11 protein-coding genes are annotated in these 17079 nt (G+C 67.3%); 9 read left to right on the top strand and 2 right to left on the bottom strand.

Features of this window, described 5'->3' with window-relative positions; translation table 11 throughout:
- On the top strand, positions 1-737 hold a 737-nt coding region (locus tag TA90_RS15080), incomplete at its 5' end, for a hypothetical protein (RefSeq protein WP_187120106.1).
- A 76-nt stretch (positions 738-813) separates the two neighbouring features.
- On the top strand, positions 814-2034 hold the full coding sequence (locus TA90_RS07005; protein WP_043535356.1) for a nucleotide sugar dehydrogenase: 1221 nt from the start codon (positions 814-816) through the stop codon (positions 2032-2034).
- 353 nt (positions 2035-2387) lie between these two features.
- Here TA90_RS07005 and TA90_RS13200 read toward each other — a convergent pair whose 3' ends face one another.
- A complete protein-coding gene (locus TA90_RS13200; RefSeq protein WP_052450613.1) occupies positions 2388-4562 on the bottom strand; it encodes a BNR-4 repeat-containing protein in 2175 nt (724 codons plus the stop codon).
- Between the two features lie 510 nt (positions 4563-5072).
- Between TA90_RS13200 and TA90_RS06995 the strand changes: the two genes are divergently transcribed.
- The 4 genes from TA90_RS06995 to TA90_RS06980 are packed head-to-tail and all read left to right on the top strand — an operon-like array spanning position 5073 to position 11171.
- A complete protein-coding gene (locus tag TA90_RS06995; protein ID WP_052450612.1) occupies positions 5073-6068 on the top strand; it encodes a glycosyltransferase family 2 protein in 996 nt (331 codons plus the stop codon).
- Positions 6068-7153 carry a glycosyltransferase gene (locus TA90_RS06990; protein ID WP_043535360.1) on the top strand — a complete coding sequence of 362 codons (1086 nt, stop codon included), beginning with the start codon at positions 6068-6070 and terminating at the stop codon, positions 7151-7153. The genes TA90_RS06995 and TA90_RS06990 overlap by 1 nt, the downstream gene beginning before the upstream one ends.
- Positions 7150-8115, top strand: coding sequence for a lysylphosphatidylglycerol synthase transmembrane domain-containing protein (locus TA90_RS06985; protein ID WP_052450611.1), 966 nt, complete (start codon positions 7150-7152; stop codon positions 8113-8115). The genes TA90_RS06990 and TA90_RS06985 overlap by 4 nt, the downstream gene beginning before the upstream one ends.
- Positions 8109-11171: a glycosyltransferase family protein gene (locus TA90_RS06980; RefSeq protein ID WP_187120105.1), complete on the top strand. Its 3063-nt coding sequence runs from the start codon at positions 8109-8111 to the stop codon at positions 11169-11171. Before TA90_RS06985 ends, TA90_RS06980 begins: the two co-directional genes overlap by 7 nt.
- 294 nt (positions 11172-11465) lie before the next feature.
- On the opposite strand, the gene TA90_RS06975 is transcribed toward TA90_RS06980, so the two are convergent.
- The gene (locus TA90_RS06975; protein ID WP_269419983.1) at positions 11466-13229 is read right to left on the bottom strand and encodes a DUF2142 domain-containing protein; all 1764 of its coding nucleotides are present in this window, start codon (positions 13227-13229) and stop codon (positions 11466-11468) included.
- A gap of 44 nt (positions 13230-13273) precedes the next feature.
- Here TA90_RS06975 and TA90_RS06970 point away from each other — a divergent pair, with 44 nt between their 5' ends.
- The 3 genes from TA90_RS06970 to TA90_RS13195 all read left to right on the top strand — a co-directional run.
- Positions 13274-13627, top strand: coding sequence for a hypothetical protein (locus TA90_RS06970; protein WP_043535352.1), 354 nt, complete (start codon positions 13274-13276; stop codon positions 13625-13627).
- Positions 13624-14784, top strand: coding sequence for a hypothetical protein (locus TA90_RS06965; protein WP_147513414.1), 1161 nt, complete (start codon positions 13624-13626; stop codon positions 14782-14784). Before TA90_RS06970 ends, TA90_RS06965 begins: the two co-directional genes overlap by 4 nt.
- Positions 14785-15248: 464 nt before the next feature.
- The coding region (locus TA90_RS13195; protein WP_187120104.1) for a BNR repeat-containing protein at positions 15249-17079 on the top strand (1831 nt) is incomplete at its 3' end.

Genomic DNA, 17079 nt, shown 5'->3' with positions numbered 1-17079 from the left:
AGGCTCCGAGCAGTGTGGACGGCTGGCCGGAGGACACCACGCCGACCGGCACGATCCGGGTCGACCTGGGTCGCAGTTGGCAGTCCGTGACCTGGCTGGCGGCCGCCTGGCTGTCGGGATGGCGGTCCGTCGGGACCGGCGTGGCCGGGATCGACGAGGGCGTCGCCGCCCCCTCCATGGGTGGGGGCGGGGTGGCCGGGGCCGGGACGGGCGCCGGAGCGGCATCCGAGGTTCCCGCCGCCGACGTCTGGGTGAGCGAGCGGATCGGTCCCGAACACCTCGCTGCAGCAGCGGAGGGGTGCTGGGTGCTCGCCCAGGCCGTCACTCCCCTGGCACTGTCCTGGCCGACCCCACTGCCCGACGGGGTCCTGGACGCCCTGGCCGAGCTGTCCGCCCAGTCGGATGCGCTCGAGATCGCACCGGTCGTCCCTACGGACCTGGTCGTCGCAGACAGGGGCGCCGCTGGCGGTCCGGGCGGACCGGTGAGGATCCGGGACCTCGGCCGGGGCCTCCGGGGCACCAGCGCGGAGGCCGTCGACCCGGGTCCCTCCCGCGTCCTCGTCATGTCGACGAACCCCATCGATGACGCACGGGCCGTGGTGTCCCACTGGGCAGAGGGGCGCTCCGTGGTCATGGTCGACCCGGGGGTCCACGGCGGGGAGGACCGCGCGCGCATTGCCCGGCTGGAGAAGGTGGGGGGCAGCTCCGCGCCCGATCGAAGGGGCACACCCTTGTAGTCTGTTGCGAGTGGCGCGCCGGGGTACAGGGCGCCCGCGGTCATCAGGGAAGTCATCTGAAGGAGACGGTGGGGTCATGCGGATTGCGGTGGCGGGTACGGGGTACGTGGGGTTGTCGCTGGCGGTGCTGCTGGCGGCGCACAACTCGGTGAGCGCGGTCGACGTGGTGGCCGAGAAGGTGGACCTCATCAACAGTGGTCGCTCCCCCATCCGTGACACGGACATCGAGGAGCGCCTCGCCTCGGGCACCCTGGACCTGAACGCCACCCTCGACGGTGCCAGCGCCTACAGGACCGCGGAACTGGTGGTGATCGCCGCCCCCACCAACTACGACCCGAAGAAGAACTTCTTCGACACCGGCTACGTCGAAGAGGTCATCGACCTGGTCCTCTCCGTCAACCCCGCAGCGGTCATGGTCATCAAGTCCACCGTCCCCGTGGGCTACACCCAGTCCCTGGTGACCCGCTACCCGGGGGCGAAGTTTCTCTTCTCCCCTGAGTTCCTGCGCGAGGGACGCGCCCTCTTCGACAACCTCCACCCCTCCCGCATCATCGTCGGTGTCCCCCACGACACCCCCCACACCACCGAGCTCGACCAGGCGGCCCACACCTTCGCGGGCCTGCTCGCCCAGGGCGCGGAGGACACCGACATCCCCACCCTGTTCATGGCGGCCACCGAGGCCGAAGCCGTCAAGCTCTTCGCCAACACCTTCCTCGCCCTGCGCGTGGCCTACTTCAACGAGTTGGACACCTACGCCGACATCCGGGGCCTCGACGCCTCAAAGATCATCCAGGGCGTGGGCCTGGACCCCAGGATCGGGTCCCACTACAACAACCCCTCCTTCGGGTACGGCGGCTACTGCCTGCCCAAGGACACCAAGCAGCTGCTGGCCAACTACGACGAGGTCCCCCAGAACCTCATCGGCGCCATCGTGGACGCCAACCGCACACGCAAGGACTTCATCGCCGAGGAGATCCTCCACGAACTCGCCCAACTCAAGGACCGAGGTGTCCAACGCCCCACCGTGGGCATCTACCGTCTCGCCATGAAGACCGGGTCGGACAACTTCCGCGCCTCCTCCATCCAGGGCGTCATGAAGCGCATCAAGGCCAAGGGCTACCCCGTCATCGTCTACGAGCCCACCCTCGATGAGCCCGACTTCTTCGGCAGCGAAGTCACCCACGACCTGGAGTCCTTCAAGACACGGTGCGACATCATCGTCACCAACAGGTGGGACCCCGAACTCGCCGACGTCACTGACAAGGTCTACACCCGCGACCTCTTCAAGAGGGACTGAACTGTCCACGGGGGCGTAGATGGGCGCCCCCGAGGGCCCGGCCAGGTGGTTCTGGGGAGTCCCTGCTCGGTACCGTGGCGTCGCCACACCGACCTGCCGCGCCTCCCGTCAACCCTGACTGCTCACGGATCGCACACCCGTGAGGGAGAATCGCCGTGAGCTCTCCGACACCCATCCACATCCCGAGGGACTCATTGTGTCCCCTTTCCTCCCGGTCCAAGGTCCTGGTCGTCGACTGGAACGGGGACGGTGGACCGGGCACGGAAGAGCGGACGACCGGCAACCAGACAGGCATGACACCCGTCGTCCGGAGAGCTGGGCCCCTCCCACGTGGCCCGTGCCCCGTGCGCGCCCTATGGCTCCCCGATGTCCGTGCCCAGAGCCGACGCCGGAACGTGCAGGACCTGGACCCCCTCCGCCTGGTGGAAGCCCAGTCCCTCTCCGTCGACCTGGATCGTCTTCTGGACGAAGATGTCCAGTCGTCCGGTGCGCCTCCAGAGAGCGCTGTCGACACTCGGCTCCCACTGGCCCAGGGACACGTCGGTGAGGTCGGTCAGGGTCCACGCACCACTGGTGGGTTCCCTGACCGCCAGCGTCGCGACTTCGCCCCTCTCGACGTCGCGCAGAACCAGGTGGACGACCGCCGAAGAGGATCGACCCGAGACGAGGATCTGGGGACGCCCCACCGGCAGTGCCTTCGTCCCGCCTCCCGATAGGTCCAAGTCGGTGGACCGGATGCCGGTGTCCTCGACCTCCCACCCGGTGTTCGAGAGGTGCACCACCATGTACTGGACGACCTCACCCTCCGGCCTCCAGTACGACACGACGTAGGGCACGTCGTCGTCATCGACCGCCATCGACGTCTGGTTGATGAGCTGGCGCCCCTCGGGGATGGTCACGATCGTCTCGGCACGAGTCCTCGTGACCGGGACTGTCACGTAGGTCCCGTCCGAGCGCTGCCATGTCCTTCCCGAGGAGTCCGTCGAGCGGACGTACGCCAGATCCTCGTTCACTGTGTCGACCCCGCTCGAGCGCCACACCCACGTGATCTGGAGGCGATCACGGGAATCGACCACCGCCTGCCAGTAGGGGGACAGTCCGGAGGACTTCCCGTCGATCAGATCGCCCTGCGTCTGTGACCACTCCTGCTTCGCGGTGTCGTAGTGGTCGACGACCAGGTTCCCGGACCCTGAGCCACCGTCGCGGTACAGGAGGAAGAGATTGCCGTCGCTCTGCGCGTAGAACTCGGGGTAGGTGACCGCTTCCTCGTTCAGGCCGGTCACCGGGGTCACGGGCCCCAGTTCCAGCGACCAGGGTTCCGTCGAGCGGGCGTACTGCATGGTGCTCGCATGCATTCCCCACGCGACGTGGAGGTATCCGTCACCGTCAACTGCGATCGAGATGGAATCGTGGGCATCTGCGACATTGCCGGTGTACTGCGTGACGGAGGTCTCCCAACCCCGCCCCGAGCCCGGACTGTGGCGTGCCAGGACCAGTCTCCCCTGCTCGTTGTAGTAGGCGACCGTCTGGGTCTCCTCGCCGTCACGCACCGCGGTGACGAGGGACGAGTGCCTGAACGGTGTCACGTTCGCGGTGTTGGAGGCCCATCCGGTCCCAATGGTCTCGGCAGAACCGACGGGGAAGCCGATCACGGTGGGCGCAGCCGCCGACACGTAGTCGGAAACGTTCCCAGAAGCCCTCATGCTGTCACGCTGCCCGAAATCGGCGGCATCACCCTGCCCGTTCGACGTCTGCAGCCGTCTGACACCCAGGGTGTCGGATCCGTCCCCGTCCCAGTCCCCGACGATCGCGAAATCCGTGATCAGGCCGTACACCAATCGCGCGACGACGTCGTCAGCGTCGAAGCCGTCCATGACCAGGTAGAGGTTGGCGCGCCTCACGACGGGTGAGTCCACACCATCGCCGTCCCAGTCACCCACGAAGACCTGGTCCGTGGCCCTGCCGAAGGTGAGGGTACGGTCGGCCTCCCCCCCGTGGAGGGTGTCGAGGAAGAGGTACTCGTCACCACGCCGCACCGCGAGGGTATCGGAACCGTCGCCGTCCCAGTCACCCACGAGGGCCAGGTCCGAGTCATGACCGAAGACGAACTCGGAGTCTGCCGGACCCCCGTGCAGCGTGAGGAAGACGTAGTAGGTGTTGCCCCTGCGCAGCGCCAGACTGTCCCTCCCGTCGCCGTCCCAGTCGCCGACGAGGACGTCGTCGGTGCCACGACCGACAGTGACGGAGAACTCCGCTGCCCCGCCTCCACTCGAGTTCGTGAACAGGAACGTCGATCCCCTCCGGACGGCAAGGGTGTCGACACCGTCTCCGTCCCAGTCGCCGACCAGGGAGGTGTCCTCCGGCCGACCGAAAGCGATCACCGAGTCGGCGTCACCGCCTGTCAGAGCGTTCGAAAGGAAGTACAGATTCCCCGGTCCAGGCTCCGGCTCCAGCTCGGGGGCATGCGGCTCCCCCAAGACCCACAGGAGGACGACGACAGCGACCAGGAGACCAGTGACAGCCACCATCCGCAACGGCGGACGTGTGTCCCTCTCCTTCTCCCGACGTTCTACGGACGGCATGTGGCCCCCGCTCGCGCCGGTGCATCACCGTCGAGAACGTGGACCACCGCGGATCCGGGGTCTGTGCTCCGCAGCTCCGGGAACTCACGATGACGGGATCCCCGGGTCGCCAGCGGACGGACCGGCCGCCAGGCTCGGATGGACTTGCAGCCGGTGAAGTCTCCAGCCTGCACTTCCGAACACCTGCTCACCGCATCCACACCCACAGTGCAGTACCGGGGACGGGGAACCGTCAACTCGGCGGGTCGGTGTCCGCGGATGAGGTCCACGACGTGGGACGGAGGCGGACTCATCGCCCTCCCCTGTCGCCCCGACCGAGGGCTCGTGACGCGGAAGATGGTGGCCCTGACCACGTCGGCGCGGAGGACGACAGCGAGCCCGCTACCATGAACGGGACGACGGATGAAGAGCAGGTCTCCTTCCGTCCACACACCGCCAGCACCAGGAGGACACCGAGTGCGCGTCTTCGTCCAGATCCCCTGCCTCAATGAAGAGGAGACCCTCCCTCTCGTCCTCAAGTCGATCCCACGGCACATCGACGGCGTCGACCAGGTCGAGATCCTCGTCATCGACGATGGTTCGACCGACCGAACCATCGAGGTGGCCCGCGAGCTCGGCGTCCACCACTTCGTGACCCATGCCCGCAACATGGGGCTCGCCCGGTCCTTCAGCGATGGTGTGAACTATGCACTGGCGCATGGTGCCGACATCGTCGTGAACACCGACGGTGACAACCAGTACCCCCAGGCCATGATTCCGGAGCTGGTGCGCCCGGTCGTCGACGGCGATGCGGACATCGCGATCGCGGACCGCCAGACTGCGAAGATCGCCGAGTTCTCCTGGTTCAAGAAGAAGATGCAGCACATCGGCTCCGCCGTGGTCAACCACGCCGCAGGCACGAAGCTCCCGGATGCGGCCTCCGGGTTCCGGGCCTACTCGAGGGAGGCCCTGTACAGACTCAACGTCGTCACACAGTTCTCCTACTGCATGGAGACGATCATCCAGGCGGGGAACAAGCGCCTTCGCATCGCCTCGGTCCCCGTCACGACCAATCCCAAGACGAGGGAGTCCCGGCTCTTCAAGAACATCTGGCAGCACATGTTCAAGTCGGGTACGGCGATCGTGAGGTCGTACCTGATGTTCAAGCCCTATGTGATCCTCGGCTGGATTGCAGCAGTGATGGGCGTCATCGGCATCATCCCCCTGGTGCGGTTCTTCGTCTTCTGGCTGATGGGCGAGAGCGCGGGGCACATCCAGTCCTTGGTGCTGGGATCATCGTTGACGGTCGGCGCCTTCCTGGCCCTCGCCATTCTGATCATCGCTGACCTGCAACGGACCAACCGAGTCCTTCTCGAGGACGGGCTCGAACGCATCAAGAGACTCCAGTTCGGAGCAGTGACTCCTCCCGTGACCCTGGACGGAACCGCCACCCGGGTGGAGGACGGTGAGTGATGCGCGTGCTCGGGTTCGGCACGTATGATGTCCGCTCGCACCCGAGGGTGGGGGTGCTCCTCGACGGCATGCGTACCCGCGGTCACGCGGTCACCGAGCTGAACCGCCCGCTGGGAATCGGGACTGCCGGGCGGGTGGCCGCCCTCTCCCATCCGACCCAGCTGGCCCACTTCGTCCTCACACTCCTCCTGCGCTGGCTGTCACTTGCAGCGGGAAGTCTGCGCTTCCGGGGAACCTCTCACCCCGACGTCGTCCTGGTCGGGTACCTCGGCCACTTCGATGTCCTCCTCGCCCGGCTCCTCTACCCGCGCACACGGATCGTGCTCGACCACCTGGTCTTCGCCGCCGGCACCGCCACGGACCGGGGGACGAAGGAGGGTGTTCGCACCGCTCTCCTGCGCCGTCTGGATCGAATGGCACTGAGGGCGGCCGACGTCGTGATCGTCGACACCGGAGCGCATCGGGAACTGGTGCCAGCGGATCTCCGCTCCAAGGTGGTGGTGGTACCGGTGGGCGCACCGATGGCGTGGTTCCACGCGCGCCGCCCCGCTGAGGACATCGACCGCACGCTGTCCGTCATCTTCTTCGGACTGTTCACGCCACTGCAGGGCGCACCCGCCATTGCGGAGGGCCTCAGGAGGGCCGCATCGGAGCGGGACCTCCGGATCACGATGGTCGGCACCGGGCAGGACTACGACACCTGTCGAGACATCCTCGGCACGACCCAGGTCACCTGGGTCGACTGGGTGGACTCCGCAGACCTGCCCTCACTGGTCGCCCGCCATGACCTCTGCCTGGGAATCCTCGGAACGACGCCCAAGGCACTCAGGGTCGTCCCCAACAAGGTCTACCAGGGCATGGCAGCCGGTTGCGCTGTCATCACCTCCGACACTGCGCCCCAACGTGAGGTCCTCGGGGACGATGCGCTCTGGTGCCGCCCCGGAGCGCCGGAGGATCTCGCCCGCATCCTCGTGGAACTCGACGGAGCCCGCCTCGTCGAGATGCGGCGACGTTCGGGCACGAGAGCCGACGCCCGGTTCACACCGGCCGAGGTTGTCGCTCCCCTCGACGAGGTGCTCGCATGAAGCGCGTCTCGGGCATCCTCAGGTCCAGTTGGTTCCGTGCCTCGTTCATGGCGATCGCCATCATCGCCGCAATCTGGGCGGTGGTCGACCAATGGGATCCCTTCGTCGCAGCGCTCCGGGAGCTCACCTGGTGGTCCGCCTTGCTGGCGACGCTCTCCTCCTTCGCCTACGTCCTGCTCACGATGTTCTCCTGGCGCTCCCTGCTGAATGGTCTCGGGCGTCCTGTGAAGGCCACGGCGGCGGCGACCGTGTTCTTCACCTCCCAGGTCGCCAAGTACCTGCCCGGCGGGGTGTGGAACTTCGTCGCCGCAGCAGAGGCAGGCGTCGAGCACCAGATCTCGCGGCGCCGTTCCCTGGCGGTCCTGCTCACCTCGATGCTGGTCTCGATCCTCACTGGACTCGTGTTCGCGGTCCTCACGTTGCTGGTGGGTCCGGGAGGCGTCCGCCACGACTACGGCTGGACAGCCATCTTCCTGCCCGTGCTGGCAGTCCTGCTGGCACCACCCGTCCTCAACAGACTGATCGCGGCACTGCTCCGCCTGACCCATCGCGAGCCCCTGGAGACGGACCTCACCTGGAGGGCGCTCGGAACTGCCGTCCTGTGGTCCTTCGGAGCGTGGATCCTGTCCGGATTCCAGGTGTGGTTGATCCTCACCGCGATGGGCATGGACAGCTCCGTGGGCACCTTCCTGCTCGCCACCGGGGGCTACGCGCTCGCCTGGACGGTCGGATTCCTCGTGTTCTTCGTGCCTGCAGGGATCGGCGTCCGCGAGGTCGTACTGGCCGCTGTCCTCCAGGGACACCTCAACCAGGGCGCAGTGCTGGCCGTGGTCCTCCTGTCGAGGATCCTCCTCACCATTGCGGACATCGGTTGGGGTCTGTTGGCCTCCTTCTTCGCGCGTCACCCGGATCCCGCACCCGGCACCGGGACGGCCACGAGTCCGGAGCAGGCACCGTGCTGACCCGGAAGGCGGGAGCGATGGAGGAGGTCGGGAACGGCGAGCCGACGGTGGACGCCGCAGGACGGCGTTGGACCCACGGGACCCACAACCGGTCGAGGGTCACTGCTGATGTGGCACTCACGGTCATCGGGTGGTTCCTGGTCATCGCCTTCTCGGCGCTGACGGTCATTCCTGGCCTCTCGTCGGGGAAGGTGTTCCTCGGCACGGAGCTGATGACCCACTTCGCCCCCTGGATCACCTCCGTCGGTCACCAGGAGGTGACCAATGTCGGCATCGGCGACACCATCGACTCCGCCACCCCGATGGCGGAGTTGATCGTCCGGAGCACGAAGGACGGCAGTTTCCCACAGTGGGACCCGTTCAACAATGGCGGAGGCGAACTCGGCGCGCTGCCGAATGCCGCGGTCTTCTCGCCACTGTCGCTGCCCTGGTGGTTCCTTCCGGCCTCCTCCGCGACAGCCGGTGTGAAGCTCCTCGAGATCGCCGCCATCGGCCTGGGCATGCACCTCCTCATGCGGCGTCAATGGCACCTGCCCGCGTTCACCGCTCCGCTCTCCACCCTGGTCTTCGTGGCGAGCGGGTTCATGCTCGCATGGACGAACTGGCCGCAGACGCGCGTCGCAGCGATGATTCCCCTTCTGTTCTGGGCGAGTGACCGTCTCGCGACACGTCACAGGTGGAGTGACACTCTTCCCCTGGGCCTCGTGGTCGCGAGCATGCTCCTGGGAGGTTTCCCCGCGATCACGGGTTATGCGATCTACGCAGCAGCCCTCTACTTCCTCTTCAGGATCATCGCCTCAAGAACCCCGTGGGCCACCATCGGGATGTCCGTCCTCCGTTCGGCCGCGGGCATCGTCCTGGGTGTCGCCCTCTCGGCCTTCCAGATCTTCCCGTTCGCCTGGTTCGCGACTCACTATGTCGACTTCGAGGCCCGCAGCGGCTTCCGCGGGAGCCACCTGCCCTCCGTCACCCTCGCGACCTCGGTGGTGCCGTCACTGTTGGGGCTGCCCGACCAGACCCACGGATCCTGGCCCGTCCACTTCATCGAGGGCTTCTCCTACATCGGGGCAGCAAGCCTTCCCCTCATCCTCGCCGCTCTCCTCATCCGACCCCGGACCCCTTCACCCCGAGTGGTGCTGCCCTTCTTCGCCGGTCTCCTCCTCGTGTGCGGAAGTGCGGTCTACTTCGGCGGCCCCGCGCTGAGCATCCTGCAGAGCCTCCCCGGGGTGGCGACCAGTCCCATCGGAAGACTTCGCGTCATCCTGGGGTTCGCTGCTGCTGTCCTCACCGGATTGGGGGCGGCAGCGGTGTTCGAACCTGTCCCGTTCGCCCGTCAGCTCAGGCAGTTGCCGGCCGGGTCCTGGAGAGCCGCGCTGTCCGTGGTCATCCGTCTCACCGCGGCGGGGCTGGTCCTGGTTCCCGTCCTCCTCTCCGTCCGGGACGCAGTGAACGACGCCGAGGTCCTGTACTCACAGAAGTGGATCCTCGTCGCCGCTCTCCTGATGATCGCGGTGGGGTTGGCGGGTCTGTTCACCTGGGTCACCCCCTCCCGGGCGTCAGGTTTCCTGGCTGTGGTGGTGATCCTCGGGGCGACGGCGGTACCGGCAACCTATGTGGCCCACAAGTGGTGGCCACTCAGTGACGTGTCCTCCTTCTACCCGGAGACCGCCACCCATCAGTACCTGCAGGAGAACCTGGGCGAGGACCGGTATGCGACCGTCGGCCAGACCATGCTGCCCGGTACATCCAGCTTCTACGGGCTCCGCTCCGTCACAGGTCATGGCTTCACCTCCCCGTCATGGCGTGAGCTGCTCACGCAGGTCGATCCCGCCTTCTACCAGACCCCCACCTACACGACACTCACCCCGGCGAACCTGTCCTCGAGCATCGGGAGCCCCATCCTCGACCGGCTCGCGGTGAAGTACGTGGTCCAGGCCCCCACCGCGGAGATCCCGGGGGAGAGGGAAGCGCTGCCCGGAGCTGTCGGGCAGACGGTCCTGTCCAGCTCGTCCTCGACGACGAGTCCTGTCTTCACGGGACCTGCGCGGGGGATCCAGGTCTCGGTGCTCGGTCAGTCGGGTATCCCCGACTCCCCGGCGCTCCTCACCGCTCGGGCAGTCTCGCCGGATGGCACAGTCCTGGCGACGACATCGACGGTCATCTCCGGGATCGACGCGAGACAGGATGTGGCCCTCCAGCTCGAGGACCTGGGCGCCAGCCAACCGTGGACCGTCGAGCTGTCCCTCTCGGGCTCAGGGGCCACCATCACGCTCGCCACGACCGATCGGGGCTCCTTCGTCTCGGCACCCGTCAGACCGGCCGACGACGGACTTCGCATCGTCCACACGGGCGACTCGACCGTCATCGAGCGCACCCATGCCCTCGACCGGATCCGGTGGGCTTCCCGGGCCGAGGTCGAGACCGATCCACAGGAGAGACTTGCGATCCTCTCATCGGGGGACACGGACGCGGGCACCGTCATCCTCGAGCACGAGGCGGACGATGCCCCGGCCACCGACTCGACGGCCGAGGTGACGGTGTCCGACACCGACACGGACACCATCAGTGCCACGGTCACCTCGACCGGAGCCGGGTGGGTGGTCATTGCGGATCCCCTGCGGGGTGGGGGCTGGACGGCCACGGTGGACGGCCGGACGACCGAGTTGGTCGATGCCGACCACGCGGGGGTCGCGGTGCGCGTCTCCGACGCCGGGACGCACACCATCGTGCTGGAGTACCGGGCCCCCATGACACGGGCCGGAGGCCTGGTCACTGGCATCACACTGCTGCTCCTCCTCGTCGGGGGGATCATCCGGGGGATCAGCGTCCTCCGGGCGGGTGGGCGTGGTCGCCCGGACGGCGGGTACGGTCCGACGGCGCACCCGTACGGACGAACCGCACCGGAACCGGCGACCGCCCCCACCGACCTCGTCACCGTCGGTGCGACCGGTACGGGAACTGCGGGAGGTCACCGAGACGGTGCCGATTCCGGTTCACCCGACCGGGCCGATGCGGACGACCCGTCGGACGGGAATGCTGGTCCGTGCCCCAGCTGATCGGAAGGGGCGAGACCGACCGCTCATCAGTGACGTGGCCCGTTCCCGCGAGCGCGGTGTGGGAGGCGACCGTCGCCGTGGTGCGTTCCAGGGCCGACACCGTGCTCGACTCGCACTCACGGCAGGACCTCACAGTCAAAGCCTCCACCCGGGTGTCCGCACTCGGGTGGGGTGAGACGCTCACGGCCCGAGTGGTCGACCTGGGGACGTCCTCCCGCCTGGAGCTCTGCGTGAGAGGACGTCACAGGGGACAGGTGCTGCAACGCCAGCGGAACAGGTGGTTGCTCGGGAGCCTCACGAGGTCGATCCGCCGGGAGGTCCTCCGGCCGCGCCCGGGGAAGGAACCGGGGGATCCCACTCGGTCGCCGAGCTGATCTCCTCGCGACCACCCGTCCTGCCGATGACGATGGCATCACCCGTCCTGCGCCTCCGGCTCAGGAGGCACCCGATCAGGAAGAGCACGGTGCCGCCGACGACCGCGAGGTACACCGGGCCGAAACGGCTGATGACGGGTTGCCATGCCACCACGGGCGTGGGGACCGGAAGTTGCTCGAAGAGCTTGTAGAGGTCCGAGTACCCGTAGAGGTAGCGTCCGAGGTTGAGCATCACGGCCCCCGTGTCGAGCAGCCAGGTCGTGACGAGCACCAGGAGGGCAGTGTTCGTCGTCCTCAGGTCGTGGTCGGGCTGGGCCCCGGCGGACATCCCCGGAAGCAGGAGGACCGTGAATGCCGCCACACAGGGCATGAAGTACCGCCCTTGCCAGCCGAAACCCGCCATGAAACTCTGCACCGCCGTCGCGCCTGCGCACACGGCCAGATAGGTGAAGGCCCAACGTTGCCTCATGACGGGCGGGCGTCCGCCGGAGGACAGACGGGCGAGCGCCGCGGCACCGACCACCAGCCATGCGATGAGGAAGAAGCGGGGCATCTTGGTGTCCGCCCAGCCGAGCAGGCTGTATCCGGACTCGACGATGTCCCCGAACTTCAGCACGACGAGCAGGGATCTGAGCGAGAACGAGTATCCCTCCCAGGTGCTGACGTCGTGGTCGGTGACCCCACCTTGCCGCAGGGCGTTGAGGTAGACGAACCACCCGATCCCCACCGCGAGGCACGCACAGAAGGCCACCCGCCAGCCCCGCGCCAGCCCAGCCAGGGCCGGCCGGCCCGTGAAGGGAACGAGGAGGAGCAGAGTCGCAGCAAGTGCCCATACGATCGATGCCGGGCGGGCCAGTCCCAGGCACAGGGTCGTCGCACACAACCCGGCCGCAAGAGGAGCGCCAGCCTTCCGACCCGCTCCCACCTCGTGGATCAGAGCGACCACGCACGCAGCCTGGGCGAATGCGAAGGCGATCTCGAACCCGTTGGGATTGACCGACGCGCTCAGGAAGAGGAACTGCGGGGTCATGGTCAGCGCGAGCACGACGAGGGTCTGCTGTGCCCCGAACCTCCGTCCGAGACAGACCGCCGCCAGACCCACTGCCATCAGCGACACCATTCCGGAGAAGACCCTCGCGGCGATGATCGCGACGACAGCGTTGGAACCCAGCGCCATCGCTCCACGCATCACGAGCCCTGTTCCCAGGTAGTAGAGCGGTGGGTAGCGCGTCATCGAGGACGAGGTCAAGCGGTAGACCCCTGCTCCCTCCCCGGGATCGATGGCACAGGCAGGTTCCGTGGGCTTGAAGGCGTAGCAGGATCGGTCGAGGGACTCGAGCATGTTTCCCGGGACGATGATGCTCGTGAGAGCAGCTCCGTTGTCACGCCAAGTCTCCTTCGCACGGCCCGGGAGGGTCTGCCCCGTTGCCGAACCCCAGGCGTAGACCACGTGGTGCACCTCGTCCGGCGAGGCACCCACGGGTGAGCTCATCGCCCACCCGCAGGACAGGAGGAGGGCGCTGAGTATCGCCAATGCCCACAGCGCCCCACGACGCAACCGGTGTGGGAGCCGCCACGATCGCACCCCAAGAAATGTCACCGCGTCATTGTCCCACGGCGCCGACGGGCCCTGGCGTGCCCCGGGAGTGGCACCATTGGGACGGGATCCACGCCCTTCCCCCATCCAGATGCTGCCCGTGTCCACCCGCACCAAGGGATCGCATTCCGATGGAGTGGCTCCTGACCCTGGATGAGCGCCACGGACGAGAGGAAACCATGCGCACGGCGTTGCCACCGACACCCGAGCAGTCGCGCCCTTCCGATCTGCGAAACTGGTACGTCGTCGTGTTCGTGATGGCCCTGAGCGCCTCGCTTGCGCGGACGTTGGCAGTTCCCCTGTTCGGCAGCGCCGACGAGGTCGGACACTTCGACTATGCCTACCAGGTGTGGCACGGACGGCTCCCGGACTTCTACGAAGGTGTCGTCGTCGACCAGATCAAGGGCCAGACGATTCCTGTGCAGTGGGTCTCACAGCACCCCCCCTGTTCTACGTGCTGCTCGCACCGATCATCGGCCCCTTGACGGATTCCCATCATGTGCTCGTGGCGGGCCTGGCTGCCCGCGGCGTGAACGCGCTGTTCGGCGCACTGGTTCCCGTGGCCGTCATGTGGGGGGTCCGTCAGGCGTTTCCGGGGATGAACCGGCTCGCAGTCACCTCAGGCCTCGTCTCAGCGACCCCTCCATGGCTCCACGGCGTGTCGGGTGCGATCTACAACGACGCCCTCGCCACCCTGTTGGGTACCCTCGTCATCGGGCTGACCTGCAGGATCCTGCGCCGGGGTTCACCGCGGCACGAGTGGGTCTGGCTCGCCGTCGCATGCGCAGCTGCTGCGGCGACACGGCTGGCGACGGTGGCCGTCATCGCAGTGAGTCTGGTGTGTCTCGTCGTCAACGGGCTGGCGTCGGACCAGGGGCGTGACCGGTGGGGTCGGTGGACCGCCCCGGTGTCAGCGATCCTCACCACTGTGCTCGTCGTGGCGACGTCCGGCTGGTTCTACCTGAGGAACCTCCGGCTCACAGGTTCCGTCACAGGCGGTCACCCTGAGTGGTCGTCGCAGCACCTGAACAGGACGACGACCTCCGTCACAGAGCTCGCCCTGCGGCCCGACACGTGGGAGAAGCTCCTGGGGTACTTCCAGACGAACCAGTCCGGTTACGCCGTCCCGTTCATCGGCCTCGTCCTGCTCCCACTCATCCTCTCGCTCGTGGGTCTGGTCACCTCTTGGCTGTGGATCCGACCGAGCGGGGTCTCGGTGGTGATCGTCGCCCTGCTGGCCACGCTGACGATGGCAGTGATCACGATGCAGCTGGAGTACTCGGCGGGAGGTGGGGGTCTGGTCCCTCGCTACACCCTGCCTGTGCTCATGCCGACGGCCGCCGCAATCGCATGGGGGCTCACGTATTCGCAGTCGCTCTCACGGGCGCTGGTCCCGGCGTGGACGACCGGGGTCGGCGCCGTCCTCGTCCAGTGGACAGCCGCCGTGGTACCGGCTGATCCGACCCAGTTCCCCACCTTCCCCACCGCGACTCGCCTGGGTATGGGCCTGTGCCTGGTGCTGATGGCGCTCACCGCTGTGGGCGTCATGAGGATGGATGACCAGGAGGTCCGGCCCCCGTCGTCGCGCCCGGGCAGTATGCATCGGTCCGGGAGGGTATCGGTCTCCGCTGACAGCTCCTGACTCGCGGGCCCGGGCGACCTCGCGGTGCACGGCATGCCCGCCGACCGGAGCCGGGCCCCTCGTCGGCGGTCACGTCGGAGGACGACGCGCACCGGCAGGACCCTCCGGTCCTCGGCCTGACGGTGTCGACGAGGTCACTCGCGGTCATCGACGCACCTCTGCGCGCCCTAGAATGCCAGTCGTGCCTCCAACCACCTCGACTCCTCTCGCAGCAGGACCACCCCTCGCCGCAGGTCCGATGGGGGTCCGGCCAGCACATTCGCACGGCGTTGGCGCAATCCAGCCGCCCCACCGACCTGCAGGAGTCGGCGCACATGGTTGCTGACGGCACACTGGTCCAAGACTCCGGATGCGCAGGTCGGAGGGGCCACCGCACGAACCGCGTGAACAAGGTCCCAGACGGACTCCGGCGCCTCGTGCACCTTCTGTCCCGAGCGTCAATCGCTGCACTTGTCGTGGCGTGCGTGGCAGCCCCGGTCGCGTCTCCCCTGGCCCCGTCCGCAGCCGCCGCACCCGCGGCGGGTACGAACTGCACCGACGGTGGCGGCAATGTGTACTTCTTCGTCAACTCCCTCCGCAACGGCCCCGCTGATCGTGTCGTCGTGTACGGGAAGTCCTGCGACCAGGTGCTCGTCGGGGACTGGGACGGGGACGGAGTCGACACCCTCGCAGTACGACGCGGCAACCGCTACTACTTCAAGAACTCCGTCTCGGGCGGAAACGCCGACCGGGTCATCACCTACGGGAGGACCGGGGACGACGTCCTCGTCGGGGACTGGGACGGGGACGGAGTCGACACCCTCGCAGTACGACGCGGCAACCGCTACTACTTCAAGAACTCCGTCTCGGGCGGAAACGCCGACCGAGTCATCACCTACGGGAGAGCCACCGACCAGGTGTTGATCGGGGACTGGGACGGAGACGCGGCCGACACCCTCGCAGTACGACGCGGCAACCGCTACTACTTCAAGAACTCCGTCTCGGGCGGAAACGCCGACCGGGTCATCACCTACGGGAGAGCCACCGACCAGGTGTTGATCGGGGACTGGGACGGAGACAGGACCGACACCCTCGCAGTACGACGGTCGGCCACCTACTACGTCAAGGACACGCTCGCCGCCGGAACGGCCGACGCCACGTTCACGTTCGGGCGCGCACAGGACTACGCCATGGTCGGGGACTGGGACGGAGACGGGAGGGACACTCTCGCGGTGCGACGTACCGCCGGCGCGATGCCCGCGACGGCCGGCGGCCAGCTCGACATCCTCAAGGCTCCTGGCAACATCTCGGACTACGTGTCGAGCGGCGCTGCCACACAGGTTGGCTTCGCCGTGGGAGAGGCCGACGAGCTGGGAACGGGCTGGGCTTCCAATGCCGTCAACGCCATGCCTTTCCGCCATTCCTCCGTCGCGACCACGATCCGCGACGGGGACGAGATACAGACCACCGCCTACTACGACCCCCGTGGACGTCTGGTCCTCGCGCGCCGGGACGTCACACGTGGCGAGCCCTGGACGACGAGCGTCACGCAGTACACGGGAAATGTGCTCGATGCGCACAACTCCATCTCACTGGCTGTCTCGGGGGACGGATACCTGCACGTCGCGTGGGGAATGCACGCGAAGCCGATGCAGTACGCACGTTCCACGCAACCATGGTCCCTGCAACTCGGCGCCGTCACCCCGGTGACCGGACAGCACGAAGCGTACGTCACCTATCCCGAGTTCCACTCCCAGAGTGACGGCGACCTGTTCCTCCTCTACCGGGACGGCGGGTCCGGGAACGGCAACCTGGTCCTCGACCACTATGACGCGAAGCGTGGTCGATGGCTCCAGGTCCAGTCGAACCTCATCGATGGCGAGAGTTCCCAGATGAATCCCTACTGGCAGGCGACGGTCGACTCACAGGATCGTCTGCAGGTGAGTTGGGTGTGGCGTTCCACCGCGGACGTCTCCTCCAATCACGATCTCTCGTACGCGCGCTCCACGGATGCCACCGGCACCAAGTGGGAACGCTCCGATGGTCGGGCCTATTCGCTCCCGATCTCGGAGAGGCAGGCAGAGGTGATCACGCGGATTCCCCAGAACAGCCAGCTCATCAACCAGACCTCCATGACCGTTGACGGGGATGACCGGCCGTGGATCGTCTCCTACTGGCAACCCCTTGCCACCGGGCCGGTGCAGTACATGCTCACCCACCTGGGTCAGGACGGCTGGGAGGTCGAGGACACGGGGCTGCGCTCGACGTCGTTCGTGCTCTCCGGAGGGGGAACCAAGTCCATACCCGCAGCCAGGC

Source organism: Actinomyces polynesiensis (genome assembly GCF_000820725.1).
Lineage (GTDB): Bacteria > Actinomycetota > Actinomycetes > Actinomycetales > Actinomycetaceae > Pauljensenia > Pauljensenia polynesiensis.
This window is presented reverse-complemented; position numbering and strand designations above follow the sequence as displayed.

What these genes read in the sequence shown, in the direction of transcription:
- TA90_RS06990 (WP_043535360.1), top strand. Translation starts at nt 6,068, where the DNA reads ATGCGCGTGCTCGGGTTCGGCACGTATGATGTCCGCTCGCACCCGAGG.
- TA90_RS06985 (WP_052450611.1), top strand. Translation starts at nt 7,150, where the DNA reads ATGAAGCGCGTCTCGGGCATCCTCAGGTCCAGTTGGTTCCGTGCCTCG.
- TA90_RS06970 (WP_043535352.1), top strand. Translation starts at nt 13,274, where the DNA reads ATGGAGTGGCTCCTGACCCTGGATGAGCGCCACGGACGAGAGGAAACC.
- TA90_RS13200 (WP_052450613.1), bottom strand. Translation starts at nt 4,562, where the DNA reads ATGGTGGCTGTCACTGGTCTCCTGGTCGCTGTCGTCGTCCTCCTGTGG.
- TA90_RS07005 (WP_043535356.1), top strand. Translation starts at nt 814, where the DNA reads ATGCGGATTGCGGTGGCGGGTACGGGGTACGTGGGGTTGTCGCTGGCG.
- TA90_RS06975 (WP_269419983.1), bottom strand. Translation starts at nt 13,229, where the DNA reads ATGGGGGAAGGGCGTGGATCCCGTCCCAATGGTGCCACTCCCGGGGCA.